The following is a 25,906-nucleotide window of genomic DNA, read 5'->3' as shown; positions in this document are numbered from 1 at the left end:
GCCCCTCCAGATAGCATTTATCTGGAGGGGCTTTTGTTTATTTGTTCTGTATCGCGAGTCTTGCTACTTTCTTTCTTGTCTCTGTAACAAGCGCATCTAGTTGAACAAATGCATAATGACTGGAAATTTTATCTTTGATAAATTCAAAACGCTCTACCCCGTTTAACGGCAGTAAAACAAAAATGGCTTTCCCTGTACGTTCATCAAAAGCAGTTCCACCAAGTTCGAGCAATTCACTATAATTGTCAATCGCAGTCTTCATCAGCTCGACAGCTCGCCGATCTTTCTGTTCATAACAGGCTTCAATTTCGTCACGCACTAGTTGCCATTGGTCAAAATAAGGTGTGAATAACTCTTTATCAAATCGATTTTTATCACTTGGCATCGGCTTTCATCCTCTTCTTCCCTTCCCTGCATAATGGCAGAAGCGGGCAAACATTGCACCCAGGATTTTGTGCTTTGCAGTGGTATCTTCCGAAAAAAATAATTTGATGATGCGTATCTGTCCATTTTTCAATGGGTGTCCAACGCATAATCTTTTCTTCAACAGCTAGCACAGAATCTTTCCATGTATTCATACCGAGTCGCTTCGCTACACGTTCTAAATGTGTATCAATGGCAATGGCTGGTATGCCAAATGCATTCGATACGACAACGTTTGCCGTTTTTCGGCCAACGCCTGGCAACGTCATCATCACATCCCGATTGGCGGGTACTTCCCCGTCAAACTGATCAATGAGCATTTGACTCAATGCTTGAATGTTTTTTGCCTTATTACGAAAGAGTCCAATCGAACGAATATCCGTCTGTAACTCCTCGATATCAACCGCCAGGTAATCCTCTGGCGTTTTATATTTTTTAAATAACTCCGCTGTCACCCGGTTGACGAGAACATCCGTACATTGGGCAGATAGTAGCGTCGCTATTGTCAATTCAAAAGGATTATCATGGACAAGCTCGCAATGTGCATCTGGGAACATGATGCCAAATTGCTCAAGGCAAACTTCCCATTGTTTTTTGGTTAGCATGTACTCCCCCTCCTAATCTCGTTCTTCTAACCAATTATAGAAAGGGACACGTTTGACTGAAACGGTCTTTTGTTGCTGCTGTGTTGGACGAATACCAACAGTCCTAAACGACTTCGTTTGTCTTTCAACATCAGACATCGTCCTGACATTTTTCTTTTTCCATTCAAAAAGAATACGATCAATATAGCGAAGACTAATTTTTTGTGCCAGAACCGCTTCTTTCAATGCTGCACGAATGACTTCAACAGAATGTCCATCTTCATCCAGCCACATCGTAATGGATTCACATTCCATTGGAGATAAAAAGCGGCCAAATTCTTGTTCAAATAACGAAAATATTTCACCTTCTGCATTCTGCTGGCTCTTTTTTTCAGCCTCATTTGCCACAACCGCAATATGGTCAAGCAATCGATTCCATAAAGATTGCAAAGAGAATGTCTCGTGCAATACACCATGTTGATCTTCGTTTTGGCTAATTTGGAGAAAACCATGTTGCATCAAACGTTGTAAAATCATTGACACTTCGTTTTCAGTTAAATGCATTCGGCTAGCAAAATCAGTAGGGGTCGGAAAATGATTCCCTACGGATGCGTAAGCCGTCATATGCATGATTAACATCGCATCTAAATCCTGTATGCCAAGGCTTTTATAATGCTGAAAAAAAAGCTGGGGAATAGTTACATTCCCCTGCTCAATCCAAATCCGGAGCCGTTCTTCGTGTTGCATTGTCCGAACTCCTCTCTATTAATCAATTACGCCTCGGCGTAATTGCGTCCAAATTTTGAATTGCGCTTGCGTGCCCACAGGATGTGGGTATGCAACCATTGCCGCAGGACGCGGCGAACTTAGGTTGCCTTCCCGCTCCCTTCAAAATTTGTGACATCCGCCGGAGGCCCCTTAACTTGAATCAGCAAGGGTTCTGCTGATTCAAGTTAAGGGTACAATCTGTTCAACAAACGTGGGAATGGAATCGTTTCACGTACGTGTTCTGCACCAGAAATCCATGCAACTGTACGCTCAAGGCCAAGTCCAAAACCAGAGTGTGGCACAGCACCGTATTTACAAAGGTCTAAGTACCAAGCGTAAGCAGATTCATCCAGATTATGCTCTTTAATACGTTGTTTCATCAACTCATAGTCATAGACACGTTCTGAACCACCAATAATTTCACCATAGCCTTCTGGCGCAATCATATCCGCACACAGAACAACGTCATCGCGGTCCGGATGTGGCTGCATATAGAATGGCTTAATGCCAATTGGGTAATGTGTAATGAATACCGGCATATCATAGCTTTCGGCAATCGCTGTTTCATGTGGAGCTCCGAAGTCATCTCCCCATGCAATGTCGTTGAAGCCATTGTCATTAAGGAATTTGATAGCATCATCATACGAAATACGTGGGAATGGTGCTTGAATTTTTTCAAGCTTAGACAAATCACGACCTAATCTTTCCAACTCTATTGAGCAGTTTTGCAAAACAGATTGAACAACATGCGTGACATATTGCTCCTGTACTTCCAAGCTCTCCTCGAATTCAATAAATGCCATTTCTGGCTCAATCATCCAAAACTCGATTAAGTGACGACGAGTTTTCGATTTTTCTGCACGGAATGTCGGGCCGAATGAGAACACTTTTCCAAGTGCCATTGCCGCAGCTTCCATGTAGAGCTGACCTGATTGAGATAGAAATGCGTCCTCATCGAAATACTTCGTTTTGAACAGCTCAGATGTCCCTTCTGGTGAAGAACCTGTCAAAATAGGTGGATCGACTTTGACAAAGCCATTCATATGGAAAAACTCATATGTTGCACGAATAACTTCGTCACGAATTTTCATAATGGCATGCTGCTTGCGTGAACGTAGCCATAAATGGCGGTGATCCATTAAAAATTCTGTACCGTGTTCTTTAGGTGTAATTGGATAATCTACTGCTTCATGGATGACTTCAATGTCTTTCACTTGTAGCTCATAACCGAATGATGAACGCTCATCGACCGTTATTTCAGCAGTAATATAAAGTGAACTTTCTTGTGTAATCGATTTTGCTTTCGCAAAGATGTCTTCGCCGACTTCTTCTTTGACAACAACACCTTGGACAAATCCTGAACCATCTCGTAATTGTAGAAAAGCGATTTTTCCGCTTGAACGTTTATTAGCAAGCCATCCACCGATACGCACTGTTTCGCCTGCGTGGTTTGGCATTTCATGTATCATAATTGTTTTCATAGGTACCTCCGAAAGTTAATGTTCTCTATTGTTATTCTTTCCAATTTGCTTCTACAAATGCATGAATGCGACGAATCGCTTCTTCTAGCAAATCAATAGATGTTGCATAAGATAGACGAATCGTGCCTGGAGAACCGAAACCCGATCCTGGAATAACAGCCACATTGGCTTGTGTCAGTAATGCAGCGGCAAAATCGTCCACATTGGCAAAACCAGTTTTCGCAATGGCTTCTGAAACTTCTGGCAATAGATAAAAAGCGCCCTGTGGCTTAATGACATTAAATCCAGGGATGGCACATAATTGCGGATACACTCGGTCCAACCGTGATTCAAAATCTTTGCGCATAGTTTCAACAGTATCCTGTGGTCCATTATAAGCTTCAATCGTTGCATATTGCGATGTTGTCGTCGGATTAGATGTCGAATGACTGGCAAGGTCCGTCATTGCTTTAACCATTTCTGCATTTCCTGCAATGTAGCCAATCCGCCAGCCCGTCATCGAATGTGATTTCGACACACCATTAATAATCAGTGTCCGTTGTTTCGCATCATCAGAAACTTGCGCAATGGAATGATGCTTCTCTTCACCATAAATCAATTTCTCATAAATTTCATCTGATACGATCCAAATATCCTTCTCTTGGCAAACCTCAGCGATTTGTTGCAATTCCTCTTTTGAGTAAATCATCCCTGTCGGATTTCCAGGAGAATTAATAATAATTGCTTTTGTTTTGCTCGTAATTGCCTCACGAATTTGGTCCGCAGTTACTTTAAACTGAGCTGCTGCAGTCCCTTCAATATGTACAGGTACTCCGCCCGCCAACTTGACCTGTTCGGGATAGCTAACCCAATAAGGCGTTGGAATAATCACTTCATCGCCCGGATCAAGCATGACTTGGAACATCGTGTATAAGACGTGTTTTGCACCAATTCCAACCATAATTTCGTTGCGTGCATAGCTTAGATTTTGATCGTTTTGCAATTTGTCAATAATAGCATCCTTGAGTGCTGGTAGTCCGCCAGCCGGCGTATACTTCGTTTTTCCTTCTTTCAGGGACCTATAAGCCGCTTCAATGATATTATCTGGTGTGTTGTAATCTGGCTCTCCCGCACCGAGACCGATTACGTCAATGCCAGATTCTTTCATTTCTTTCGCTTTCGCCGTAATGGCAAGCGTTGTGGATGGTGAAAGTGTATTCACCCTAGATGCTAATCGTTTCGTCAACTGTATCGCTCCCTTATAGGTTTAAAATTCGTTTCCACCATTGCCCATTTTCGAAAAACACATAAACGTAATTCAATTTGCCATTGTCGCTTGTAAATGCAACTTCCCAAACTGGTCCTTCCGCTTCAAGTCCAAGCGTGACATGAAGGACTTTTTTCACTTGCAGTTCCTCTTTAACGTTTGCAACAGCTTTTTCTGCCGAGATGCCATCTGCCAACTTCACTTCCTCGAAGTCACCTTCCGTTTGCCCACCAACAAAAACAGCTTTTTCCTCTCCCTCCGCGTCTACACCAAATACCGTGACCATCGGAACTGTACCATTGAAGGATTCGGCAGAATCTACGGAAACAAGCTGCCCCGACTTCAGCACAGTTTCGATAGCCGTCTTATTGGCTACTGAAGGAGGCTTACCAGCATTGTACAAAACTGTAACCGTAATGACTGCGGTTAACGCTAACAGGAAAACGACGATGAATTTAATCCAATTTACCATACTGCTCCACGTCCTGTACGTCCAAAAGACGTTTTTTTCCACATCAAGTACTCTATGTTACACCTATTTAGTATACCAATTTTCGAGTTCATTCACCATATGTTCGAGCGATACTTTTTTCACAGGTACATTGGGTAACGACGCTAGAAAACGCTGACCATAAGACTTTGTTTCAATCCGTCGATCCAAAATAATGAAAAAACCTTTGTCAGCTGAAGAACGAATTAGTCGACCAAACCCTTGTCGCAAACGCATAACAGCTTCGGGTAAAGCAAACTCGTTGAATGGATTCACACCGATAGCTGTTAACTTAGCCGCTTTAGCTTTAAATACCGGTTCATCTGGTGATGTAAACGGTAGTCTGACGACGATAACTGCGGATAAGGCTTCCCCAGGTACATCCACGCCTTCCCAAAAACTATTCGTGCCAAAAAGAACCGAATTATTAAACTGCCTAAAAGACTTCAATAATCGAATGCGACTGCCCGAGCTAATACCCTGTGCAAAAAGTGCATAGTCTTCTAATTGCTCACTTTCCGTAATCAAATCATAGGTTTTCCGCAACATATCCTGTGAAGTAAATAGCACGAACAGCCTGCCCCCCGTTGCGAGTACCGTCTGAACGACAGCATCTGCAACTGCTTCAATATAGTCTGACTGCGCAACCTGCTGAATGTCTGGCATATTATCGACTATAAATATTTCTGCCCCTTCATAGAAATGCGCGGGTGCGTCAAACGTTAGGAGCGGAATGGAATCATCAATACCAAGCTGTCTAGCAATGAAACGCTCATTGTCTTGAATGGCTAACGTCCCCGATGTCCAAACAATCCCTGTCTTTTCCTCTTTTAGTCTGTCGATAAACGCCCGAATCATAGGCGAGCTATCGAGCGAACGCTTGATAACTGTCAAACTTCCCGGGATGCTACGCTGATCTTTTTCCATCCAAACTGTGTAGTCTTCCGAATCATTATCCAGAAAAATCTCCACCCATTCGCCGGCCTTAATGGTCATTTCACGAACCCAAAAATCCCATTCTGCGACAATGGCTTGCTCTTTGCGTGTTAAATTATCCAGTTGGTTCGATAACCCATTGGTAAATGATTCGGCTTTACTAATATAAGCCGCCATCGCTTCCGCCACTTTTGAAAAATGACTCTTGCCGTCTGCTAATTTATCAAGGGGATAAACGACTCGATTGCCTTGTTGTTTTTGACGAGGCGGATGAAAGGCAGTGAGCACTCCTATAGCTCGATCAAACAAAGCAGTAAATTTGATAAATGCTTCATCCAATTGGTCTTTCCCTTGTAATCGGCCGACCATACCACTTCGTTTATTAAGATTATTTACCTGATGTAATAATTGTCCGGTTGCGTCGGAACCCATTTGCCCCATAACATACTTCCAATTGGTATAAGAAAATACGGTTTCATTTAATCGAGACGCTGTTTGCACGAATTGATGGGCTTCATCAACTACGAGCCCCGCTAGTGAATTAAAAATGAGTTGCTCACGATTTAAGTCGGACAGCAGCATCGCATGGTTGGTAATAATGATATTAGATTGTCCGCACGTCTTCAGCAACTTGTAGTGATAGTCAGCCACTTGCTCATCAGGGGCGAGTATGTTGGAACGCTTTCGAATACGGTCGATAAACAACTGTCCCCCACCCGAAACATTCAATTCCTCCAAATCACCTGTCACCGTTTCCGTTAGCCAGACAAGAATTTGCATAATGGAAAATGTTTCATCATACGACTCATCGGTAATGCGCTGGAGTTCTTCAAATTTACCAAGTGAAATGTACTGCTCCCTACCTTTTAAGACAGTTGCCGTGACAGTAGATCCGAGCATGATACTGATCTTACTCAATTCTTCGTCCCTAATTTTATCGGCAAGATGGTTGGTAAATGTACTAATCACGACAGGTTTCCCTGTTGCAATGGAATGGATGGCTGCTGGCAACAAATAGGCAGCCGTCTTACCGATTCCAGTCGGAACTTCAGCAATCATTTCAGACTGGTTCGACAGTGCGCCCCACACCGTATCCATGAAGCCAAACTGGGATTCTCTGCGTTCAAATGCTGGAAATGCTTTTGTCAATAAAACCGTTTTCTCTTGCTCATCAATTGGATATGCGGGCGTCTCAAAATGATTAGCGATTGTTACAGGAATCACGCGGTACGGAATTCCACGGAAAGCTGAAAATCCCTGTTCCCTTCTGGATGTCCGCGCTTGCTTTAACGCTGTGTAAAAAAGTGTTGATAGATCCGATTTCAAACGAAATGATCGACGATGTAGCAGATTTAGGGTATCTTCTGGCAAACTACTCATTTTTTCCATACAAGCCAAAAACAGCTTGGCAGTAGCCGCTGCATCGTCATCTGCGCGGTGAGCAGATGCCAGTGATATGCCTAAATCTTCCGCAATATCCTGCAATCGATAGCTTGCAGCAGAGGGATACATGATCTTTGACAGTTCAACTGTATCCATTTTTTTGCCCACCCATTTACGAATGCCACATCTATTGAACTCACTTTGCAAGAAGGACAAATCAAAATCTGTATTATGGGCAATGAATACCGTACCTTCTAACAAACGGGCTACTTCCTCGGCAATTTCCTCAAAATACGGTGCATCTGCTACGTCTTCATCCGCAATCCCCGTCAACTGACGGATGAAAGCAGGAATTTTTTGTCCGGGATTAACAAAACGGACATACGTATCGCCAATTTCCCCATTTGTAATAAACACAATTGCCAGCTGAATAATCCGGTCTCCTTTGACCGGTGAATGACCAGTCGTTTCAAGATCAACAACTGCATACGTTTTGTTGTCCACTTAATCATCAACTTTCTTAATCAAATACGCCTCGGCGTATTTGGCCCAGATTTTTATCGAGCTTGTGCCTGCAGGATGCAGGTATGCAACTGTCGCCGCAGGACGCAGCGAACTTAAGTTGCCTTTCCTCGCCTTAAAAAATCTGTGGCATCTGCCGTAGGCGTTAACGTCATTCAGCGGGCTTTCTTTACCCGCTGAATGACCTTAACATACTAAGGTAAATTGTATCACATTTCAGCTGGTGAAAAACAAAAAAGCCCCTATGAAATCATCGTGTATCGATTCCATAGGAGTGCCGTAAATAGGGTATTATGAACACGTCATCCCTTGTTTTTCTTTAATGACTTCTTTCACGCCATTTTTTTCATCCATAATCAAAACGGTTGGCTCATGCGTTTGCGCCTCTTCGTTCGTCATATAGACATACGACAGGATAATGACAACATCTCCACGCTGAACAAGTCTTGCCGCCGCGCCGTTGACACAGATGACACCACTGCCACGCTCTCCAGCAATAATATACGTCTCAAAACGTGCGCCGTTATTGTTATTGACGACATGGACTTTCTCATTCGGCAACATACCCGCAGCATCCAACAAATCACTGTCAATGGTAATACTTCCAACATAATTTAAGTCTGCTTCCGTGACAGTTGCACGGTGCAATTTACTATTCATCATCATTCTGAACATAACACTCATCCTTTTAGTGGAATAATAATATTATCAATCAATCGTGTTTTGCTAAATTTCACAGCGCAAGCAATGATTACTTCATTTGTGTTGTCGATGTCCCTAGTTAATGCCGGATAGGCAAGTAATGACACATAGTCAATACTGCCAGAGCTATTTTTGACAATAGCATCTGCCACTTGTTGCTCAATATCTTTCACCTTCGCACCTTCAGCAACTAACAACGCACCTTTTTGAAGTGCCCGTTGAATTGCTGGTGCTTCCATGCGCTCCAGTTCAGTTAAATGAACATTTCTAGAACTTTTCGCCAAGCCATCCTGCTCACGAACTGTTGGCACGCGGACAATTGCGGTTCTTAGATTAAAATCACGGACAAACGTCTCAATAATCGCTAGCTGTTGAGCATCTTTCATCCCAAAATACGAGCGATCTGGGTCAACGATGTTAAACAACTTCAAGACGACTTTCAACACACCATCGAAATGACCTGGTCTGGATGCCCCACAAAGTTCGGCTGCTTGAGCCCCTGGTAAAATCCGGATGCCGCCTTCTTGTGGATACATTTCTTCCGCTGATGGCATAAAGAGAATATCAACGCCTGCTTCAGCTGCCAGACCTGCATCACGCTGTGCATCACGAGGGTACGCTTCAAAATCTTCCCCTGGCCCAAACTGCGCTGGATTGACAAAAATACTCATAACAACAAGATCATTATGTTGTCGGGCCTGTTCCACCAACGATAAATGTCCTTCATGTAAAAAGCCCATTGTCGGGACGTAACCAACTGTTAACCCTTGCCGGCGATGACCATTAAGCAATTCCTGTAATTCTTGAATCGTATGAACGATTGTTAGTTCCTTCACATCATTCGCCACCCTTTTCACCGCCGTACAACGCCACCAGCTCTTCTTCTTTCATCGTGAAACGGTGATGCTCTGCGGGAAATGATTGTTCTTTTACAGCCTTGACATACTTGCCGATTCCTTCACCAATGACTGTTCCAACGTCCGCAAATGCTTCGACGAATTTTGGAACGCGGTGACTACCATATGTGACAGTATCATGGAAAACGAGTACTTGTCCGTCTGTTCCAGCACCCGCACCAATTCCAATGACCGGAATAGATACCGCAGCTGAAACTTCGTCCGCCAGCTGATATGGAATACATTCCAACACAATCATACAAGCACCAGCCGCTTCAGTTGCGCGCGCATCTTCAATGAGTTGATGTGCCGCTTCCGCTGTCTTGCCCTGCACTTTATAGCCTCCGACAACTGCCGCCGATTGGGGAAGTAAGCCAAGATGTCCAACGACTGGAATGCCAACGCCCGTCAGCAGACGAATCGTATCAATCACTTTCCCTGCACCTTCCACTTTCAACGCCTGTGCACCCGTCTGTTGGAACATGCGAACAGCCGTCGCAAGCGTTCTATCGTCGGAACCATGATAGGAACCGAATGGCATATCTACGACCGTAAACGTATCCTTCGCCCCTCTTGTTACAGCTTTTCCGTGATGAATCATATCATCCACCGTCACAGAAACTGTCGAATCATAGCCTAGAACAACCATACCAAGCGAATCGCCAACGAGCAGGACATCTACCCCCGCTTCCTCCGCAATTTTGGCAGATGGATAATCATAAGCCGTCAGCATGACGATTTTCTCGCCCTCTTTTTTCATGTTGATAAAATCCAGTGTGCTTTTCATTTTACTTGTGCTCCCTTCCTCGGGAGAAAACCGACTATAAAAAACCCTTTTGTCCAAAAATGGACAGAAGGGTTGTATCATCTTGTGATGGTTTCCTCCGTCCCTGTCTTTGGTAAGATCAAGGCAGATCTTATTGAATTTTTGTTTTTTCAACGTATTCCTAACAGGTGCAGTTCACAAAACGATACCGCCCTTCGACACTACTATAACAAATTGGCAGATACATGTATACAAATCGAAGTCAAAAACTTGACACATTAACCCGAAACTTCAATATCCGCAGAATAAATGCCACGTATCGAGCCATCATCCAATCTCAGTTCCAATACGCCTTCCTCGGAAATACCGAGTGCCGTCCCCACTACTGTTTCATTCAGCATGACCGCACGAATTCGTTTGCCCGTAGTATTGGAATAACCTTCCCACAACAGTTTAATGGGACCAAAACCATGTTTCACATACATAGCCGTGTAGAGTTCAAGAAACCCAAGAATTTTTGCGATTAGTCGTGCTCGGTCAACAGGTTTATCCATCAAAATTTGTAGAGATGTAGCAATATCCCGTAATTCCTCTGGAAAATCGGCTAGCTCCTGATTGACATTCATGCCAATCCCAAGAATAATCGCTTTTACTTGGTCCGGATCTGCTTGTAACTCCGTCAAAATACCAGTCACTTTTTTACCATCCACTAAAATATCATTCGGCCATTTAATCGTTGGCTCAATGCCCGTGATTTCTTCAATGGCACGCGTGACCGCAACTGCCGCAACGAGCGTCATCTGCGGCGCCTGTTGCGGCGTCAGTGACGGACGTGAAATGACACTCATCCAAATCCCTTTGCCAGATGTAGAACTCCATGGACGCGCCATGCGTCCCCTTCCTGCCGTCTGTTCCTCCGCAATAATTACAGTGCCATCAGCTGCGCCATATTGCGCTTCTTCGTGAGCGATAATCTGGGTTGACGCACATGTTTCAAAATACTGAATGTGTTGACCGTAACTTTTTGCCGTCAGATGCTGTTGGATATTTGCTGCATTCACTCGATCAGGTGAGGCCATCAGCGTATAACCTTTCTTGCGAATGGTCCCAATTTCATAGCCTTCCTTTTCGAGCTCCTTGACATATTTCCATATAGCTGTTCTGGACAAGCCATACTCATCGGCAATTTCCTGTCCAGATACAGGTCCGCCGTTTGCTTCAAACAATCTTCTCAGTAATTCATTTTTCACGCTTGAATTCATCAAGAAACCATTCCTTTATGTTGTTTGGATGATTATCACATCGCCCATGAAGGACAGCCCTCGTGATTTTACTCATCCATTCACCCGTCCATCTACCACCACGTAACCCCGTCCACATCATCAAATCTTTGCCTGTTACAGCTACATCTGCAATCGATTGAATCGGTAATGCTTGTTTCATAGAAGTTATGTCTAAATTTGACAATACTTGACGCGCATCCCCCATTACATGAACCAATTTTTCAACTACTTGCAAAACAGCTAGCTCAAACTTATACAAATCGTCGAGCGTGAACAACTCTGTGGATCTTCGCGTATAAGCTTGTTGCACAGACAGTAAAAATGATTTCTCAGCATTCGACAGCTTGTACGCTTTAGCAACCGCCCCCGGGGTAAAATCGCCTGCCACCATCAAGCAAGACCACCCTTCGATTGCCGTTTCGTAAGGTACCATTTGACCCAGCTTGTCAACGTTTTCCGGAAATAAAGGCAAGTGACTAGCCAGTGCTGTTTGTTGAATGAAGTGAAATGCTTTCACGGGATTAGAACCTTTAAATAGCTTATCCATTTCTGCTTTTAATCGTTCCACTGAAATATGCTGAATCTGTGGTGCATGGCTACGAATGGCTTTAAAGGTGTCTTCTTCAATGTCAAAATTGAGAACCGCTGCAAAACGCACTGCTCGAAACATCCGAAGGGCATCTTCACTAAAACGATCAGCAGCATGACCTACAGCACGGATCAGTTGGCGCGCCATATCCTGTTGCCCACCAAATAAATCAATCAGTTCACCATCTTTTGTCATGGCAAGTGCGTTCATCGTGAAATCTCTGCGCAGTAAATCCTCTCGCAAGGATGTCACGAACTGTACTGCGTCAGGACGACGATGATCGCTATACGTTCCTTCCGTTCGATACGTCGTCACTTCAATCGGTTCGCCGTCCATCAGCACCAGAACCGTACCATGCGCCGCCCCAACATCAACGGTCATCGGAAATATGGCCTTTACTTGTTCAGGCTTTGCCGAAGTGGCAATATCGATATCCATCGCAGGCTTGCCTAAGACATAATCTCGAACAGCCCCTCCCACAAATACTGCTTCATAGCCCGCTTGTTCAAGTAAACGGATGACTTCACGACTCGACTCTGTTGCAAAAAGGGCTGTCATTGACTTCCCGCCACTTCATAATACAATTTTTCGTATTGTGTCACGATAGTCGATGAATGGAATTTATCTGATACGGTCGCAAAGCCATTTTCCTTGAACGTCGCATAAAGTTTATCATCTTGTAGTAGTTGCAGCGCTTTTTCTGCAGCTAGCGCCGTATCCCCAAGTGGCACAAGAAAACCATTGACACTATCCTCAATGACTTCTGGAATCCCTCCAATAGCCGTCGCCACAGATGGCACACCACAAGCCATTGCTTCAAGCAATACAAGGCCAAACGCCTCTTTTTCTGACAATAAAAACATAACATTGCTTATCGCCAGTAGCTCTGGTAAATCATCACGTTTACCCGTGAAAATGACGTTGTCTTGAAGACCTAAATCATGAACGAGCTCTTCCATTGCCATTTTCTCCGGTCCATCTCCGACCAGTAGTAATTTTGCATTAGCTTTTTTCGCAACAAGTCGGAAGCTTTCAATAATATCAGGCACACGCTTGACTGCTCTAAAATTTGATATGTGAATGATTACTTTTTCATGTCGTTCAATGCCGAGTTCACTTTTTAGCTTTCCTGCATCAACAGGACGATATTTGTTTTCATCGATAAAATTATAGATGGTCAATAAATCTTTTTCCGGCTCAATTAATTCAAGCGTCTCTTGTCGCAAGGATTCTGAAACGGTCGTTGTTATTGTCGATTTATGAATGCCATAGCGAACTGTATTACGCAATGCTGGGTCATGTCCAAGAATCGTCACATCCGTACCATGCAACGTTGTAATCACACCAATCGTTGAATTCGCCATATCTTTACCGAGTGCAGCGGATACAGCGTGCGGCACAGCATAATGCACATGTAGCAAGTCTAGCTTTTCTGTTTCAATGACATGGGCAATACGATTGGCAAGCGCGATATCATAAGGTGGATATTTAAACACTGCATAACCGTCAATTTTCACTTCATGAAATTGGATGTTGGGATGTGCGTCGAGAAACCGAAAAGGCCTCTCGGACGTAATATAGTGCATTTCATGGCCTCTATCCGCCATCATTTTCCCAAGTTCGGTTGCTACAACCCCAGACCCTCCGAGTGAAGGGTAGCAGATTACACCTACTTTCAATTTTTCCAATTTCAACATTTCCTTTCGTTCTAACATCCTTACTTATTTCAAATTACTGTTTAATCAATAATATTTTCAAGTCCATAGACAAGGTCTGTTTTTGCTATGACTTCGCGTGTTGCCATTAGAATGCCCGGCATAAAGCTGTTGCGGTCAAATGAATCGTGACGAATGGTCAGTAGCTCACCTTCACCACCAAGCAACACTTGCTGGTGCGCGAGCAACCCTGGCAAGCGTATACTATGGATTTTCATGCCTTCAACATCGGCACCACGCGCACCAGCTTGATGCTCTTGTTCTTCTGGATGCCCTTGTACATGCGGCTCTCTAACTTTTGTGATCATTTCAGCTGTTTTCACTGCAGTTCCCGAAGGTGCGTCAAGTTTACGGTCATGGTGCATTTCAAGAATTTCAACATCTCCGAGATAACGTGCTGCCATCACTGAGAATTTCATCATCAATACCGCACCAATTGAGAAATTCGGCGCAATAATACAACCGACTCGGGCAGCAGCTGACAGTTCAGTTAAAATCGCAATTTTCTCCTTTGAAAGACCTGATGTCCCAACGACTGGTCGGATTCCTAAAGCAATGGCCTCTTTTACATTATTGAAAACGGCATCCGGATCGGTCACGTCGAGCAGGACGTCTGGCTGTGTATCAGTCATCAACTGAGCTAGTGATGTATAGAACGGAACTCCTCCAGGCTCTTCTGTGATCATCGAATTATGTAAATACAGTCCATCATATTTATAATCAAGAGCAGCCACTACTTCCATATCAGGTGCTGCTGTAATTGCTTGAAGTGCAGCACTTCCTAGTCTGCCACGCGCTCCTGCTATTGCCACTTTTATCATCATAGTTCCTCCTTTTTTGTCCAACGATCGGCATCACGCTGCTGAAATTTAGTCAGAACAGTCGTGAGCGCCTTTTCTAAGCTAATTCCTTGCGAATTGGCGAAACAGACAAGTACAAAAAACAAATCTCCTGTCTCTTCTTCCAGTGAACGGACCGCCTCAGTCGACTTTTTCTTTTTCATCCCATAGACATGCTGCACTTCCCGCGACAATTCTCCGAGCTCTTCAGTCAAGCGAGCTAGCAATTCCATCGGTGGAAAATACCCTTCTTTAAAGCTGTTTATGTACAAATCGACTTCCTGTTGTAGTCCTTCTAACGACTTTGATGACTCCATTCGCTTCAACTCCCTACCCTATCGTATAAATTAACGCCACTATTGTCAAAATATAAAATATGACTGATAATAATCCTATTCAGTTAGATTAGGAAAGGTGTGCAGTACATGCTTGACGGAATTAAAGTTAAAAATATCTTTTTCATCATACTCGGTGCTGCCATCTTCAGTTTCGGACTCGTCCATTTTAACATTCAAAACGAACTTGCCGAAGGCGGTTTTACAGGAATTACACTTATTTTATTATTTGCGTTCAACTGGGACCCGGCTATTATGAACCTCGTTCTAAATATCCCTATGTTCATCATTGGGTGGAAGTTGCTCGGCAAACGAGTATTCATTTACACGGTTATTGGAACGATAGCTGTGTCTATTTTCATCAAAGTCTTCATGGTCTATCAGATTGATATCCATCTAAAAGATGATTTGCTCCTTGTCGCTTTGTTTGCCGGCGTTTTCATAGGGATTGGGCTCGGCATCATTTTTAGGTATGGTGGCACAACGGGTGGTGTTGATATTATCGCACGTCTTGCCCAGAAATACATGGGCTGGAGCATGGGAAAAACGATGTTTATGTTTGACGCTGCTGTTATTCTCGTTTCCTGGGCCGTCTATTTGGATCACCGTTCTATGATGTACACGCTTGTCGCCTTATTTGTTGGTGCCCGCGTCATCGATTTTGTTCAAGAAGGTGCCTATGCAGCTAGGGGTGCTTTCATCATCTCCGACGCGCAAGACGAGATTGCAGAAAAAATCGCTGCCGAAATGGAGCGCGGTGTTACCGTCTTTAGGGGCTACGGTCATTATACAAAGGCTGATCGAGAAATCCTGTACTGCGTTGTCGGCAGAAATGAAATCATGCGCTTGAAAAATATCATCACCTCCATCGATCCACACGCGTTCGTATCGCTTATTGACGCACACGATGTCATGGGTGAAGGCTTTACGTTAGATGAACAAAAACAACCGCTTGAACGATAACTAACATGACATCTAAAAAAATCCGTCCCTCTAATGAGTGACGGATTTTTAGATTTAGTCTCTACTCGTAAATATGGACAACAGACGAACCAATTCAAGAACAGCTACTGCCGCTGCTGCAACATATGTCATCGCTGCTGCACTGAGTACTTTCTTAGCATGTGGTTCTTCTTCGTTACGAATAATATTAAGTTCAACAATTTGATTCATCGCACGTGTCGATGCATTGAATTCTACCGGTAAAGTAACCAATTGAAAGACAACCCCAACAGCAAGCAAGGCAATCCCGATACCAAGCAATGAGTTCATGCTGGAGAAAATAACCCCAATCATGATGAACACCCAAGATGCGTTAGACGTGAAGCTCGCAACAGGTGCTAGTCGGTGGCGAAAACGAAGGTATGAATAAGCTTCCTTATCCTGAATCGCGTGTCCGACCTCGTGTGCCGCGACAGCTGTACCCGCAACGGATGCTTCGTGGTAATTTTGTGATGATAGAGCAACAATTTTTGTCATCGGGTTGTAATGATCACTCAAATAACCCTGACTTTCCACAACTTGAACATTTTGCAAACCATTATGATCTAAAATACGACGAGCCACTTCCGCTCCCGTCATACCTGATGTTGAACGGACTTTTGAATACTTTTTATACGTACTCTTTACTTTGAACTGGGCATAAAGTGGCAAAATAATAATTGCCGCCAAGTAAATCCAAAACATAAACAATTTCCTCCCTCATATATATATAAGACCTATTCTATAACGGGAGTACAGCCACTGCAACTTTTTACTTTCTTCAGCAGAAGTGCACTGCTGAAGAAAGTAAGCCTCCGGCGGATGTCACAAATTTTGAAAGGAGTTAGGGATGGCATCCTAGATTCGCTGCGTCCTGCAGCAACGGATGCATGACCTACAAAGAAGGATGCCGTTCAATCCTTCTCCCATGTAGGCCTCAAGCACAATTCAAAATTTGGACACAATTACGCCAAGGCGCAATTGATTTAGAACCGTATAACAGTTGCTACTCTTCTTCTCCACACCCAACAAGCGAGCAATATGCAGGCAATTGACAACCAGAACGTAAAATAACCAATCTGATTCATGTATTTCATCAAATCACCATAGATCGGCATCTGACCAAAGACATAATCGATGACATCATTGTGAAGCGTCCAGACAGCCGCTATCGCAATATGGATAAAGCTAAAGCGATACAGCGAACTGTACAGTACAGCTTGCACAGCCATCGCAAAATGCGATCCAACCAACATCCAACCAACCCAATGAAGTTCACCTGTCTCAATCAGCGTCAAGATATTCATAACCACTGCCCATAGACCATACTTAACGAGTGTAATAAGGGCAAGTGCCTCAATCAGTTTGAAGTTCTTGCCAATCAACCATCCGATAACTGCCAACCCGAAAAACAAGCTTGCTGTCGGACTATCCGGCACAAAAATCCAAAACTTCGGCTCAGTTATTTCCAGCTGCCACATATACCAAGCATAGCCATACACCGTACCCAATATATTGATAAATAATAAAACCCAAAGAAATGATTTATGTGAAAGTATGAGCCAAGCTCTCTGCAAGTAATCCATAGGCACCTCCCCAAAAACTCTTATTATGTATACAAAAAAAGAGTCAGTTTCCTGACTCTTTTTACGTTCTATTAATTACTCGCTTTTCAATCCTGCAATGAAATCAGCGAGAACTTTTAGTTCTTCTTCTGTTCCTTTAAATAATCCTGGAGCCATATCTCCTCGACCATCATGAACAATTGTAGTAATTTCTTCTGCTGTCAGGCCAGTGTTTACTAATGTCGGACCAAGTGCGCCTTGGAACGCATCACCGTGACAACCGATACATGAAGCGCCTGCATAGATTTGATAACCCTCAGATTCCGTATCAAATACAACTTCCTCGCGAATTGCACCTAATGCTGCTTGCTTTTCCCAGTCATGGTTCACAACAGATTCCCATGTTAGGTAGAACAAAGCTGCGAATGAAAGAAGCATAAATGCTGTTGGAAGCGGACGTTTGAATGGACGACGCTCCTTTGAAGTATCCAAGAATGGCATAAGCATCAATGCACCAAATGCTAATCCTGGCATAACAATTGCACCAATAATATTAAAAGCTCCAGAAGCAAATTCATACTTCAGTAACTGATACATAGAAAGGAAGTACCAGTCTGGAACCGGCGTATACATCGTATCCGTTGGGTCCGCTTGACGTTCTAGCGGAGACGGATGTGCAACCGTTAATATTAAATATCCGATTAAGAAAACGGCACCAATCATCCATTCCTTCAACAGGAAGTTTGGCCAAAAAGCTTCTGTTTTCCCCGGATATTCCGAGTAATCTTTCGGGACGTTCGGCATTTTGTTGGTAGCCTTAATGCGCGAATCTCCGACAAATTTCATCCCTTTTCCGCGTTGCATGGTGTCCCCTCCTTTACTATCTCTTTAAAATTCTTTCACCTCTTATAGAGGTCCAGAAATACCTTGTCTTCTAATCATGATAAAGTGTGCTGCAAGCAACCCAAGCAAAGCAGCTGGTAGGAAGAATACATGAATCGCGAAGAAACGCGTCAATGTTTGTGCACCAAGAATCGTTGAATCCCCTGCAAGCAGGATCTTAATCGATTCTCCAATGAATGGAACAGAAGCCGCAATTTCAATTCCTACTTTCGTAGCGAATAATGCTTTCATATCCCATGGTAATAGATAACCCGTGAAACCAAGTCCAAGCATAACGGCGAAGATTAATACTCCGACAACCCAGTTCAGTTCACGCGGTTTCTTGTAAGAACCTGTGAAGAAGACACGCAGCGTATGTAGGAACATCATAACAATAACAAGTGATGCTCCCCAGTGGTGCATCCCACGCACAATCTCACCGAATGCTACTTCATTTTGAAGGTAATAAACGGATTTCCATGCATTTTCGATATCCGGTGTGTAATACATTGTAAGAAACATACCGGAAAGAATTTGGATAACCGTGACGAAAAACGTCAGTCCTCCGAAACAATAGATGAATGCAGAAAAGTGATGTGCAGGGTTTACGTGCTCAGGTACTTCGTGGTCAGCGATGTCACGCCATATTGGGGTGATATCCAACCGTTCGTCAACCCAATCATAAATTTTATTTAGCACTTCGGTCGTACCCCCTTACAATTTTAAACTAATGTGTTCGGTTTTGTTACTCCGAGATACACGAATCCGTCTACGACTTTAACTTCATACTCGTCAAGAGGTCCTGTCGGTGGTGTTCCTGGTACATTATTACCATCTTTCGTGTAGCGTCCTGCGTGGCATGGACAGAAGAACAAATCAGGGTGCTTCTCGTCGCCCGCCCAGTTCACTGTGCAGCCAAGGTGTTTACAAACAGGTGAAAGTGCAACAACTTTGTCGCCTTCTTTATAAACCCAAGCCGTGTTTGATACGTCAGATTTATACCAAGCATCTTTTTGATCCTTGATTGTGAAGTCAACACGAACGGGAATATCCGTAAGGTCGTCCACTTTTTGCGATGTCGGTATGAAGTCTCCACCAGTTGACTCCTGCAAGACAGGATCAATCGCAAAACGAACCATCGGCATCAGCATTGCAGATGCCATAAATCCACCAGTTCCCATAAGTGTATAACTCATGAATTGGCGTCTTGACACTTTGTTGCTCATCATTTTCCCTCCTCTTACTTAAAGGTCAGTCCAACGGACATATTTTTGCTAATTGTAATACTAGGACATATCTATGATATATCAATACTAAAGGAAATTCAATCATGCTTTCTTTACTCATGTAAGAATGTGAACAAATATCGAATTTTATCTTCATTCAGTAAAAACCCCCGCTGAACGAAGAAAGGAAGGCAACCTAATTTCGCCGCGTCCTGCGGCAACAAGCTCGATAAAAATCCGGACACAATTACGCCGAAGCATAATTGATTATTGCGACCACTTTTCCATGAATCTTGGCAACACTTGGCGAAGTTGATCTTCAATGATTGTTTGGCGTAGCTGGGGGTCCATACTTTCAAGCGGAATCGATGGGAACCAGATGATTTCGCCCCCCATTTCAATACTTGTCCAAGCCGAATCAGTCGTCAAGAAAAATACATGTTTGAATGATGCGGATGATATATCACGAGACAACGTTTCTGCCATCGCTTGCAAATCCATAGACTGTGTATAAGCAAATGGTGGCATCAGCATCATACGACCCTTGAATTGCGTTTCGATAAACGTCGCGAGATGCATCAGAAACTCAGAGGATGACGTACTATTTTTCATAGCCCCAAGCGCTGTTTCCACTTTAAGAAGTGGGACAATGAGCGTATCAATATAATCTTTTTGTTGCAAATATGTATCCATATCTTTTGCAGTCCAGTTCATTACTGTAAATCCTCCCATCAATCAGCAAAGGACTCCATCTATATTGAAAGATGGAGTCGTCATTCTTTCGTTACCTTCATGTCGTTCAGCATAGCAGATAATACAATGAATCTTTCCTTATCATTGGCATCAAGGGCTTCATCGACTCTTTTCATCAGGGTATCCACCGTTGCAGAAACTATGCATTCTTCAAGTAGTTGCTGTGCAATTTTCCGATCACTGTCACTCACTTGCAAGTACGTAGGAAGAAACGGGTTCTCTTCACGGACACTCGCATAGTGTGGACAAGCATGGCTGTTCGGAAAATTAAGCTGGATATACATTTTATCATCTGGATGAAGTCTCAAATCATGAAATGATTTTTCAGCATCAGCGGTCATCAAATTTCCTTTGTAAAAGCGAAATGGAATACTTTCTGACCCCGTTGTCGACATCACCATCGCCCGTGGACAATAATGTGCTTCATCTGTAAAGTGGACGTTGTGCAGAAGGTGTTCATGGCTAAGAAGATAATTCAAAATCCACACACATTCACGGCGCTTCAATTTGTACTGCTTTAAGAACCATCGGACAAAATCCTTTTTAGCAGCGACAGGAATCATGGCCGTCATGTCACACCTCCTCGTCATTTTGCGCTTCCAGGTAGGCTCTCCAATACTCGTTTTCAGGAATAATAGTAACTAATTCCTTCACAATCACAAGAGCCTCGTCGCGCTTTCCTTCTTCCAATAAGAACTTAGCAAAGCTTTCAAGAAATCCGTGATCCTCTTTCATTCCAACATATGCCTTACTATAGGATACGTATGCATCGTCGTATTGTTCCTCACGTTCGTAGGCATATGCTAAAAAAGCATTCAGTAAAGGATGGTCGTCCCACTCATCTTTTGTATCCGAAAGGAGTTCAAACAATTTAATGTCCTCTTCCCTTTCATTATGCAACGAGGCTAAGGTAATCAATGCTTCCATATATTCAGGGTCAAGAGCTAGCGCTTCGTGTAAATGCTCTTCCGCCTCATCCGCTAAGCCCAGTTTTAAAGCTGATTTCCCCGCTGCTAACTGAAGTTCTTTATCAAATTCATCTCTTCGAATACCATCTTTAAATAGTTCATAGGCTTTACGATCCTCACCTATCACAGACAGCGATTGGCCCGCCAACATATAGGCCGAAAAATAATCAGGATCCATGTCAATCAAGTCCGTAAGATGCGCCACTGCTCTTTCTGCATTGCCACTTTGGAAATAGGCAAATGCCGCCCCAAACAGTGTATCCGGCAAGACTTGTTCTTGAAGCATTTCTTCATAATAAGGGATAGCTTCTTCGTAAGCCGCCCCTGCACTATATGTTTCTGCGAGCCTCGACAGTATACTAATCCCACCAATTTCGTCTGTTTCCTCATGCAAGTCAAGATACAGACGGACTGCCTCTCCGTACTTACCAGAATCAAGGAGCAATTCTGCATAAGCAAATCGGATCACAGGCTCATCAGGAGCAAGTGCATGTGCTTCCTTAATCTTGGCAAGTGCTGCTTCTGCCATACCAGACATCTGATAATAATCAGCTAATGCAAGAAGTGCTTGCACATACTCTTCATCATCTGGGCCAACATCTGTCAAGAGCAAAAGCGCTTCGTCTTCTTCGCCAAGTTCAAGCAACGTACTCGCTCGATCAATTTTCAGCTGCGCTTCATCTGGTAAATGAAGAAGCAATGTTTCATAAATACGATCTGCCTCTCCCATAAATCCATAATCTGCGAGTAGGCCAGCTGCTTCATATAGCAAATCGAAATCGGTTGACTCATTTAACTGATCGATGAGCCGACCAAGCGCGTCTACATCGCCTTCCTGAATATATCTTTCAACTTGCTGTAACTGTCCCATATTTTCACCTATTCTTTCACAATGTATACATTCGTCTATTATCCCTGAATGTTTATCTCGTATTAACGGGCAGTAAGTCCCTTAATTCAAGACTATCATAACATAAATAAACGGGGCAACTGCCCGTAAAAGATCGATTGGTTCAACAAACAATCAGCAGGGAATAATGCCTCCCTGCTGATTGGAGTTTCACTTTATAGGAAAGGCAAGTTTTTCGAGGTCATTGAAAAAAGTCGGATAAGAAATATTAATGCACGAAGGATCCTCAATTGTGATTGGTTCAGATGCTACTAGTGCTGCAATTCCTGCCATCATGCCAATGCGATGATCGCCATAAGAGGACAGTGTGCCACCTGATAACGCAGTCGGTCCGTGAATAATCATGCCATCTACAGTCTCTTCGATTTGCGCGCCTAATTTCTTCAGTTCTGTCGTTACCGCCGTAATTCTGTCTGTTTCTTTGACACGCAGTTCTGCGGCGTCCTTAATAACCGTCACGCCTTGCGCTTGCGTTGCCAACAAAGCGATGACAGGTAATTCGTCAATCAGCCTCGGGATCAGATCACCGCTAATTTCCGTAGCTTGCAATCCATCGTGTGAAATGGCAACTGTTCCATACGGTTCACCAGGTCCGTCCGTTTTTTCAAGAATGTCAATCTTAGCACCCATAGACTTCAATACATCCAATATGCCAGTCCTTGTTGGATTAAGCCCCACATCTTTGAACGTCACAGAACTTCCCTCTACCATCGCTGCCGCAGCCATGAAAAATGCTGCAGACGAAATATCTCCTGGTACACGAACCGGCGTGCCATGAAGATCACTGCCGCCTTTCACCCGAACCTTGTTGCCTTCCTTCTGAATATCCACACCAAATTGTGCAAGCATTCGTTCTGTATGGTCACGTGACACTGTCTGTTCGCTAACAGATGTTTCCCCATCAGCCGTTAACCCTGCAAAAAGTATGGCTGATTTCACTTGTGCACTGGCGATAGGCATATCATAATCAATCGCTGTCAACGGCCCCCCCGTAATCGTCAGTGGCAGAAGATTACTATCAGCCTCACCTGTAATGGATGCGCCCATTGACCTTAATGGCAGTGACACCCTTTTCATCGGGCGTTTTGACAAGTATTCATCCCCCGTTAATACCGAAGTTACCCGTGAAGCCGCTAGTATACCGAGTATCAAACGTGCTGTTGTCCCTGAATTACCTGCATAAAGCGGACTAGATGGCTGTTGCCATCCATGCATACCCGGGCTTTCCACCGTCACATTTGTACCATCTCTTTCAATGGATACACCTAGTTGTTTGAAAATATCAATCGTCCGTAGGCAATCTTCACCATCAAGGAAGCCTGAGATTGATGTTGTTCCTTTGGCAATTGAGCCTAGCATGACAGCACGATGTGAAATGGATTTATCACCCGGTACTGTAATTTCACCCTGTAATACTGGTTTATCGAACGCTACTTTTTTCATTTCCACCAAGAAAAGCCCCCCTAAACGATTTGCATACTATAGTCCACTGCTTTGGCAAGTGCAGATTTTGCTTGCTCACGGTCATCAGCACTCTGGAAGCTGACGACCAGAATTCCAAAGACATCCGTTCTTGTTTCAACAATGCGGATATTCGTCAAACTAATGCGCTCATCTGCTAATATTTTTGTGATTTCTGAAATAATACCTGGATGGTCAGGAATGTCGATATGTAAATCGAACGTTGTATAAAATGCGCCTTGCGACGTAATCGGCAAATCATCCCTATATTTCTTGGCCTCAGCAAAATAATCATAAATTTCAGCTGGATCATTTGACATTAGCATGTCCCGAACATGGCCCATTTCCTCTAGCCATCCATCCAGTTGCTTTAACAATTCGGCCCTATTTTGTGTCGTAATATCACGCCACATAATAGGGTCCGCTGATGCAATACGCGTTAAATCACGAAATCCACCAGCTGCCAATTTATTAACGAATGGTTGCTGTTGTTGCTGTGCTGACAGTCTTCCGACGAGAGAAGATGCAACAAGATGCGGGAAATGGCTCACAATGGCCGTCATCCTATCATGTTCTCCTGCATCTAGTACGACGACTTTCCCTTTCGTCGGCGCTAGCAATTGACGCAGGCACTCTACCTTGGTGCTATCTGTTCGTGAATCCGGTGTTAATATGTAATACGCATTTTCAAACAGATGTCCTTTAGCCGCGGTCACTCCGCTTTTATGGGACCCCGCCATAGGATGACCGCCGATAAACGTAATGCCACGGGCCAGTAATGCTTTGGCCGCCTCCATGATGGGCCCTTTTGTGCTACCCGTGTCTGTCATGATGACGTCTTCTTTTACTGTCCAATTGACTGCCTGCTGCATCATTGCGACTGTTGTATTCACCGGTGTTGCAAAAATAATAACATCCGCTTGTTCACATGCATTGTCAATAGATGTGGCGATTGTATCGATAATCCCTCTACGGAATGCCTGATCCAATGTACTAAACGACCTGTCATAGCCAGTAACATGTAGTTCGGGGTCTCGTTTCAGCGCAAGCCCTAGAGACCCCCCAATTAAACCTAATCCAATAATTGTAACATTCAGTTTCATTTCATTGAACCTTCCACGACTAACAACGTATCAAATGCAGCGAAGAAATCACTGTTCTGCTGTTCTGTTCCAATCGTCACACGGACATAACCGGGTGTTCCAAGTGCATTGCCGCTTCTGATGATGAATCCTTGCTGCAATAATTTTTCCGCAGCTTGATCCGCATCAACAGGAACTTCTAGTAACACAAAATTCGTTTGAGAATCAAATACATGTAAGTTATTATCTGCAGCATATTGTGTAAATCGTGCTCGCTGTTCATGATTCACCTGGCGACATTGATCGATAAATGCTTGGTCTGCCAATGCTCGTTCAGCAACAGCAAGTCCCGTGGAGTTATTATTGAACGGGCTACGTACTTTATTGAGATGAGCAATGACTTCAGGCTGACCAATGGCATAGCCCACCCTCGATGAAGCCAACCCATAGGCTTTTGAAAATGTCCGGAGAATGATAATATTCGGAAATTTTCCAAGCCATGTAACCGAATCTACGTGAGTATCCGCAGTAATATATTCAAAATAAGCTTCGTCCAGAACAACAAGAATATTTTCTGGTACTTGTTCAATGAAAGCGAGTAACTGATCGCTTGGAATTAAATTACCTGTCGGGTTATTGGGATTACAGACCCAAACGACAGACGTTTCATCATCGATAGCACGAGCAAATCCTTCTAAATCATGCTGCCCGTCTTTCAACTGCACTTGCTTGATCTCAGCACCTTCAATTTTTGCATTATGCGCATATTGCGGGAAGGTTGTTGTCGCCATAATCGTATTCGTTCCCTTGCCCAGAAGCGCCCTTGCTATCAACATGATGATTTCATCAGAGCCATTGCCAAATAATAATGCATCCTCACTGACATCATGTTTAGCGGCTACCTTACTGCGCAATAAACTTGCGTAACCATCCGGATAAATTTCATGCTGAATGGCATCCGTCGCGATAAATTCTTTGACAGATGGCGAGCAGCCATAGGGATTTTCGTTTGACGCAAGCTTGACAACTTCTTTTAGTCCATAGAGGCGCGTCACCTCTTCAATCGATCTACCTGGTTTATAAGGGGTCATCCCTTCAAGTGCTGGTTTCCAGTTCAACT

General features: G+C 43.7%; 27 protein-coding genes. 1 reads left to right on the top strand and 26 read right to left on the bottom strand.

The window, feature by feature from the left end; all coding sequences use genetic code 11:
* Nucleotides 1–37 precede the first annotated feature (37 nt).
* From R2B72_RS14520 to R2B72_RS14450, 15 genes are all read right to left on the bottom strand, one after another.
* Entirely contained in the window at nt 38–385 is a 348-nt protein-coding gene (locus R2B72_RS14520) for a YpoC family protein (RefSeq protein ID WP_318617376.1), read from the bottom strand.
* Entirely contained in the window at nt 375–1,028 is a 654-nt protein-coding gene (nth, locus tag R2B72_RS14515; RefSeq protein ID WP_318617375.1) for an endonuclease III, read from the bottom strand. Before nth ends, R2B72_RS14520 begins: the two co-directional genes overlap by 11 nt.
* Before the next feature lie 12 nt (nt 1,029–1,040).
* Nucleotides 1,041–1,754: a DnaD domain-containing protein gene (locus tag R2B72_RS14510; protein ID WP_318617374.1), complete on the bottom strand. Its 714-nt coding sequence runs from the start codon at nt 1,752–1,754 to the stop codon at nt 1,041–1,043.
* Nucleotides 1,755–1,960: 206 nt separating this feature from the next.
* Nucleotides 1,961–3,256, bottom strand: a complete 1,296-nt coding sequence (gene asnS, locus R2B72_RS14505; protein ID WP_318617373.1) for an asparagine--tRNA ligase — start codon at nt 3,254–3,256, stop codon at nt 1,961–1,963.
* A 31-nt stretch (nt 3,257–3,287) separates the two neighbouring features.
* Nucleotides 3,288–4,481 (bottom strand): pyridoxal phosphate-dependent aminotransferase, encoded by a 1,194-nt coding sequence (locus R2B72_RS14500; protein ID WP_318617372.1) that lies wholly within the window; start codon nt 4,479–4,481, stop codon nt 3,288–3,290.
* A gap of 13 nt (nt 4,482–4,494) precedes the next feature.
* A complete protein-coding gene (locus tag R2B72_RS14495) occupies nt 4,495–4,974 on the bottom strand; it encodes a DUF5590 domain-containing protein (RefSeq protein WP_318617371.1) in 480 nt (159 codons plus the stop codon).
* Nucleotides 4,975–5,037: 63 nt separating this feature from the next.
* On the bottom strand, nt 5,038–7,815 hold the full coding sequence (gene dinG, locus R2B72_RS14490; protein WP_318617370.1) for an ATP-dependent DNA helicase DinG: 2,778 nt from the start codon (nt 7,813–7,815) through the stop codon (nt 5,038–5,040).
* Nucleotides 7,816–8,124: 309 nt separating this feature from the next.
* The gene (gene panD / locus R2B72_RS14485; RefSeq protein WP_318617369.1) at nt 8,125–8,508 is read right to left on the bottom strand and encodes an aspartate 1-decarboxylase; all 384 of its coding nucleotides are present in this window, start codon (nt 8,506–8,508) and stop codon (nt 8,125–8,127) included.
* A 5-nt stretch (nt 8,509–8,513) separates the two neighbouring features.
* Complete coding sequence (gene panC, locus R2B72_RS14480; protein ID WP_318617368.1) at nt 8,514–9,371, bottom strand: pantoate--beta-alanine ligase; 858 nt, start codon at nt 9,369–9,371, stop codon at nt 8,514–8,516.
* Nucleotide 9,372: 1 nt separating this feature from the next.
* Nucleotides 9,373–10,218: a 3-methyl-2-oxobutanoate hydroxymethyltransferase gene (gene panB / locus R2B72_RS14475; RefSeq protein ID WP_318617366.1), complete on the bottom strand. Its 846-nt coding sequence runs from the start codon at nt 10,216–10,218 to the stop codon at nt 9,373–9,375.
* Nucleotides 10,219–10,475: 257 nt separating this feature from the next.
* Nucleotides 10,476–11,459: a biotin--[acetyl-CoA-carboxylase] ligase gene (locus R2B72_RS14470; RefSeq protein WP_318617365.1), complete on the bottom strand. Its 984-nt coding sequence runs from the start codon at nt 11,457–11,459 to the stop codon at nt 10,476–10,478.
* Complete coding sequence (locus R2B72_RS14465; RefSeq protein WP_318617363.1) at nt 11,437–12,627, bottom strand: CCA tRNA nucleotidyltransferase; 1,191 nt, start codon at nt 12,625–12,627, stop codon at nt 11,437–11,439. Before R2B72_RS14465 ends, R2B72_RS14470 begins: the two co-directional genes overlap by 23 nt.
* A complete protein-coding gene (gene bshA / locus R2B72_RS14460) occupies nt 12,624–13,766 on the bottom strand; it encodes an N-acetyl-alpha-D-glucosaminyl L-malate synthase BshA (RefSeq protein WP_318617361.1) in 1,143 nt (380 codons plus the stop codon). Before bshA ends, R2B72_RS14465 begins: the two co-directional genes overlap by 4 nt.
* A 41-nt stretch (nt 13,767–13,807) precedes the next feature.
* Entirely contained in the window at nt 13,808–14,608 is an 801-nt protein-coding gene (gene dapB / locus R2B72_RS14455; protein ID WP_318617359.1) for a 4-hydroxy-tetrahydrodipicolinate reductase, read from the bottom strand.
* Nucleotides 14,605–14,940, bottom strand: a complete 336-nt coding sequence (locus R2B72_RS14450) for a nucleotide pyrophosphohydrolase (protein WP_318617357.1) — start codon at nt 14,938–14,940, stop codon at nt 14,605–14,607. Before R2B72_RS14450 ends, dapB begins: the two co-directional genes overlap by 4 nt.
* 108 nt (nt 14,941–15,048) lie before the next feature.
* Here R2B72_RS14450 and R2B72_RS14445 point away from each other — a divergent pair, with 108 nt between their 5' ends.
* Nucleotides 15,049–15,921: a YitT family protein gene (locus tag R2B72_RS14445; protein WP_318617355.1), complete on the top strand. Its 873-nt coding sequence runs from the start codon at nt 15,049–15,051 to the stop codon at nt 15,919–15,921.
* A 54-nt stretch (nt 15,922–15,975) separates the two neighbouring features.
* Here the strand turns inward: R2B72_RS14445 and R2B72_RS14440 are convergent, their stop codons facing one another.
* From R2B72_RS14440 to hisC, 11 genes are all read right to left on the bottom strand, one after another.
* Complete coding sequence (locus R2B72_RS14440; protein ID WP_318617353.1) at nt 15,976–16,644, bottom strand: zinc metallopeptidase; 669 nt, start codon at nt 16,642–16,644, stop codon at nt 15,976–15,978.
* Nucleotides 16,645–16,925: 281 nt separating this feature from the next.
* Nucleotides 16,926–17,525 (bottom strand): DUF1405 domain-containing protein, encoded by a 600-nt coding sequence (locus R2B72_RS14435; protein WP_318617351.1) that lies wholly within the window; start codon nt 17,523–17,525, stop codon nt 16,926–16,928.
* A gap of 75 nt (nt 17,526–17,600) precedes the next feature.
* Complete coding sequence (locus R2B72_RS14430; protein WP_318617350.1) at nt 17,601–18,368, bottom strand: menaquinol-cytochrome c reductase cytochrome b/c subunit; 768 nt, start codon at nt 18,366–18,368, stop codon at nt 17,601–17,603.
* Between the two features lie 42 nt (nt 18,369–18,410).
* Nucleotides 18,411–19,085, bottom strand: coding sequence for a menaquinol-cytochrome c reductase cytochrome b subunit (gene qcrB / locus R2B72_RS14425; RefSeq protein WP_041074536.1), 675 nt, complete (start codon nt 19,083–19,085; stop codon nt 18,411–18,413).
* A 23-nt stretch (nt 19,086–19,108) separates the two neighbouring features.
* Nucleotides 19,109–19,615, bottom strand: a complete 507-nt coding sequence (locus tag R2B72_RS14420; protein WP_318617349.1) for a ubiquinol-cytochrome c reductase iron-sulfur subunit — start codon at nt 19,613–19,615, stop codon at nt 19,109–19,111.
* A 264-nt stretch (nt 19,616–19,879) separates the two neighbouring features.
* On the bottom strand, nt 19,880–20,326 hold the full coding sequence (locus R2B72_RS14415; protein WP_318617348.1) for a DUF2487 family protein: 447 nt from the start codon (nt 20,324–20,326) through the stop codon (nt 19,880–19,882).
* A 59-nt stretch (nt 20,327–20,385) separates the two neighbouring features.
* Nucleotides 20,386–20,937: a ReoY family proteolytic degradation factor gene (locus tag R2B72_RS14410; protein ID WP_318617347.1), complete on the bottom strand. Its 552-nt coding sequence runs from the start codon at nt 20,935–20,937 to the stop codon at nt 20,386–20,388.
* 1 nt (nt 20,938) lies between these two features.
* The gene (locus R2B72_RS14405) at nt 20,939–22,204 is read right to left on the bottom strand and encodes a tetratricopeptide repeat protein (RefSeq protein ID WP_318617346.1); all 1,266 of its coding nucleotides are present in this window, start codon (nt 22,202–22,204) and stop codon (nt 20,939–20,941) included.
* 189 nt (nt 22,205–22,393) lie between these two features.
* Nucleotides 22,394–23,686: a 3-phosphoshikimate 1-carboxyvinyltransferase gene (gene aroA, locus R2B72_RS14400; RefSeq protein WP_412177861.1), complete on the bottom strand. Its 1,293-nt coding sequence runs from the start codon at nt 23,684–23,686 to the stop codon at nt 22,394–22,396.
* Nucleotides 23,687–23,706: 20 nt separating this feature from the next.
* Nucleotides 23,707–24,807: a prephenate dehydrogenase gene (locus tag R2B72_RS14395; protein WP_318617345.1), complete on the bottom strand. Its 1,101-nt coding sequence runs from the start codon at nt 24,805–24,807 to the stop codon at nt 23,707–23,709.
* Nucleotides 24,804–25,904: a histidinol-phosphate transaminase gene (gene hisC, locus R2B72_RS14390; protein ID WP_318617344.1), complete on the bottom strand. Its 1,101-nt coding sequence runs from the start codon at nt 25,902–25,904 to the stop codon at nt 24,804–24,806. Before hisC ends, R2B72_RS14395 begins: the two co-directional genes overlap by 4 nt.
* Between the last annotated feature and the right edge of the window lie 2 nt (nt 25,905–25,906).

The sequence above is a fragment of the Sporosarcina sp. YIM B06819 genome (genome assembly GCF_033485175.1).
In the GTDB taxonomy this organism is placed as follows: domain Bacteria; phylum Bacillota; class Bacilli; order Bacillales_A; family Planococcaceae; genus Sporosarcina.
The sequence above is the reverse complement of the archived record's forward strand: the minus strand, read 5'-3'. Positions and strand labels throughout refer to the sequence as shown.

Bases quoted from the DNA above. Each gene is read 5' to 3' on its own strand.
- R2B72_RS14520 (WP_318617376.1), bottom strand. From the start codon at position 385: ATGCCAAGTGATAAAAATCGATTTGATAAAGAGTTATTCACACCTTAT.
- nth (WP_318617375.1), bottom strand. From the start codon at position 1,028: ATGCTAACCAAAAAACAATGGGAAGTTTGCCTTGAGCAATTTGGCATC.
- R2B72_RS14510 (WP_318617374.1), bottom strand. From the start codon at position 1,754: ATGCAACACGAAGAACGGCTCCGGATTTGGATTGAGCAGGGGAATGTA.
- asnS (WP_318617373.1), bottom strand. From the start codon at position 3,256: ATGAAAACAATTATGATACATGAAATGCCAAACCACGCAGGCGAAACA.
- R2B72_RS14495 (WP_318617371.1), bottom strand. From the start codon at position 4,974: ATGGTAAATTGGATTAAATTCATCGTCGTTTTCCTGTTAGCGTTAACC.
- panD (WP_318617369.1), bottom strand. From the start codon at position 8,508: ATGTTCAGAATGATGATGAATAGTAAATTGCACCGTGCAACTGTCACG.
- panB (WP_318617366.1), bottom strand. From the start codon at position 10,218: ATGAAAAGCACACTGGATTTTATCAACATGAAAAAAGAGGGCGAGAAA.
- R2B72_RS14470 (WP_318617365.1), bottom strand. From the start codon at position 11,459: ATGAATTCAAGCGTGAAAAATGAATTACTGAGAAGATTGTTTGAAGCA.
- R2B72_RS14465 (WP_318617363.1), bottom strand. From the start codon at position 12,627: ATGACAGCCCTTTTTGCAACAGAGTCGAGTCGTGAAGTCATCCGTTTA.
- bshA (WP_318617361.1), bottom strand. From the start codon at position 13,766: ATGTTGAAATTGGAAAAATTGAAAGTAGGTGTAATCTGCTACCCTTCA.
- dapB (WP_318617359.1), bottom strand. From the start codon at position 14,608: ATGATGATAAAAGTGGCAATAGCAGGAGCGCGTGGCAGACTAGGAAGT.
- R2B72_RS14450 (WP_318617357.1), bottom strand. From the start codon at position 14,940: ATGGAGTCATCAAAGTCGTTAGAAGGACTACAACAGGAAGTCGATTTG.
- R2B72_RS14445 (WP_318617355.1), top strand. From the start codon at position 15,049: ATGCTTGACGGAATTAAAGTTAAAAATATCTTTTTCATCATACTCGGT.
- R2B72_RS14440 (WP_318617353.1), bottom strand. From the start codon at position 16,644: ATGTTTTGGATTTACTTGGCGGCAATTATTATTTTGCCACTTTATGCC.
- R2B72_RS14435 (WP_318617351.1), bottom strand. From the start codon at position 17,525: ATGGATTACTTGCAGAGAGCTTGGCTCATACTTTCACATAAATCATTT.
- R2B72_RS14430 (WP_318617350.1), bottom strand. From the start codon at position 18,368: ATGCAACGCGGAAAAGGGATGAAATTTGTCGGAGATTCGCGCATTAAG.
- R2B72_RS14420 (WP_318617349.1), bottom strand. From the start codon at position 19,615: ATGATGAGCAACAAAGTGTCAAGACGCCAATTCATGAGTTATACACTT.
- R2B72_RS14415 (WP_318617348.1), bottom strand. From the start codon at position 20,326: ATGAACTGGACTGCAAAAGATATGGATACATATTTGCAACAAAAAGAT.
- R2B72_RS14410 (WP_318617347.1), bottom strand. From the start codon at position 20,937: ATGACGGCCATGATTCCTGTCGCTGCTAAAAAGGATTTTGTCCGATGG.
- R2B72_RS14405 (WP_318617346.1), bottom strand. From the start codon at position 22,204: ATGGGACAGTTACAGCAAGTTGAAAGATATATTCAGGAAGGCGATGTA.
- aroA (WP_412177861.1), bottom strand. From the start codon at position 23,686: ATGAAAAAAGTAGCGTTCGATAAACCAGTATTACAGGGTGAAATTACA.
- R2B72_RS14395 (WP_318617345.1), bottom strand. From the start codon at position 24,807: ATGAAACTGAATGTTACAATTATTGGATTAGGTTTAATTGGGGGGTCT.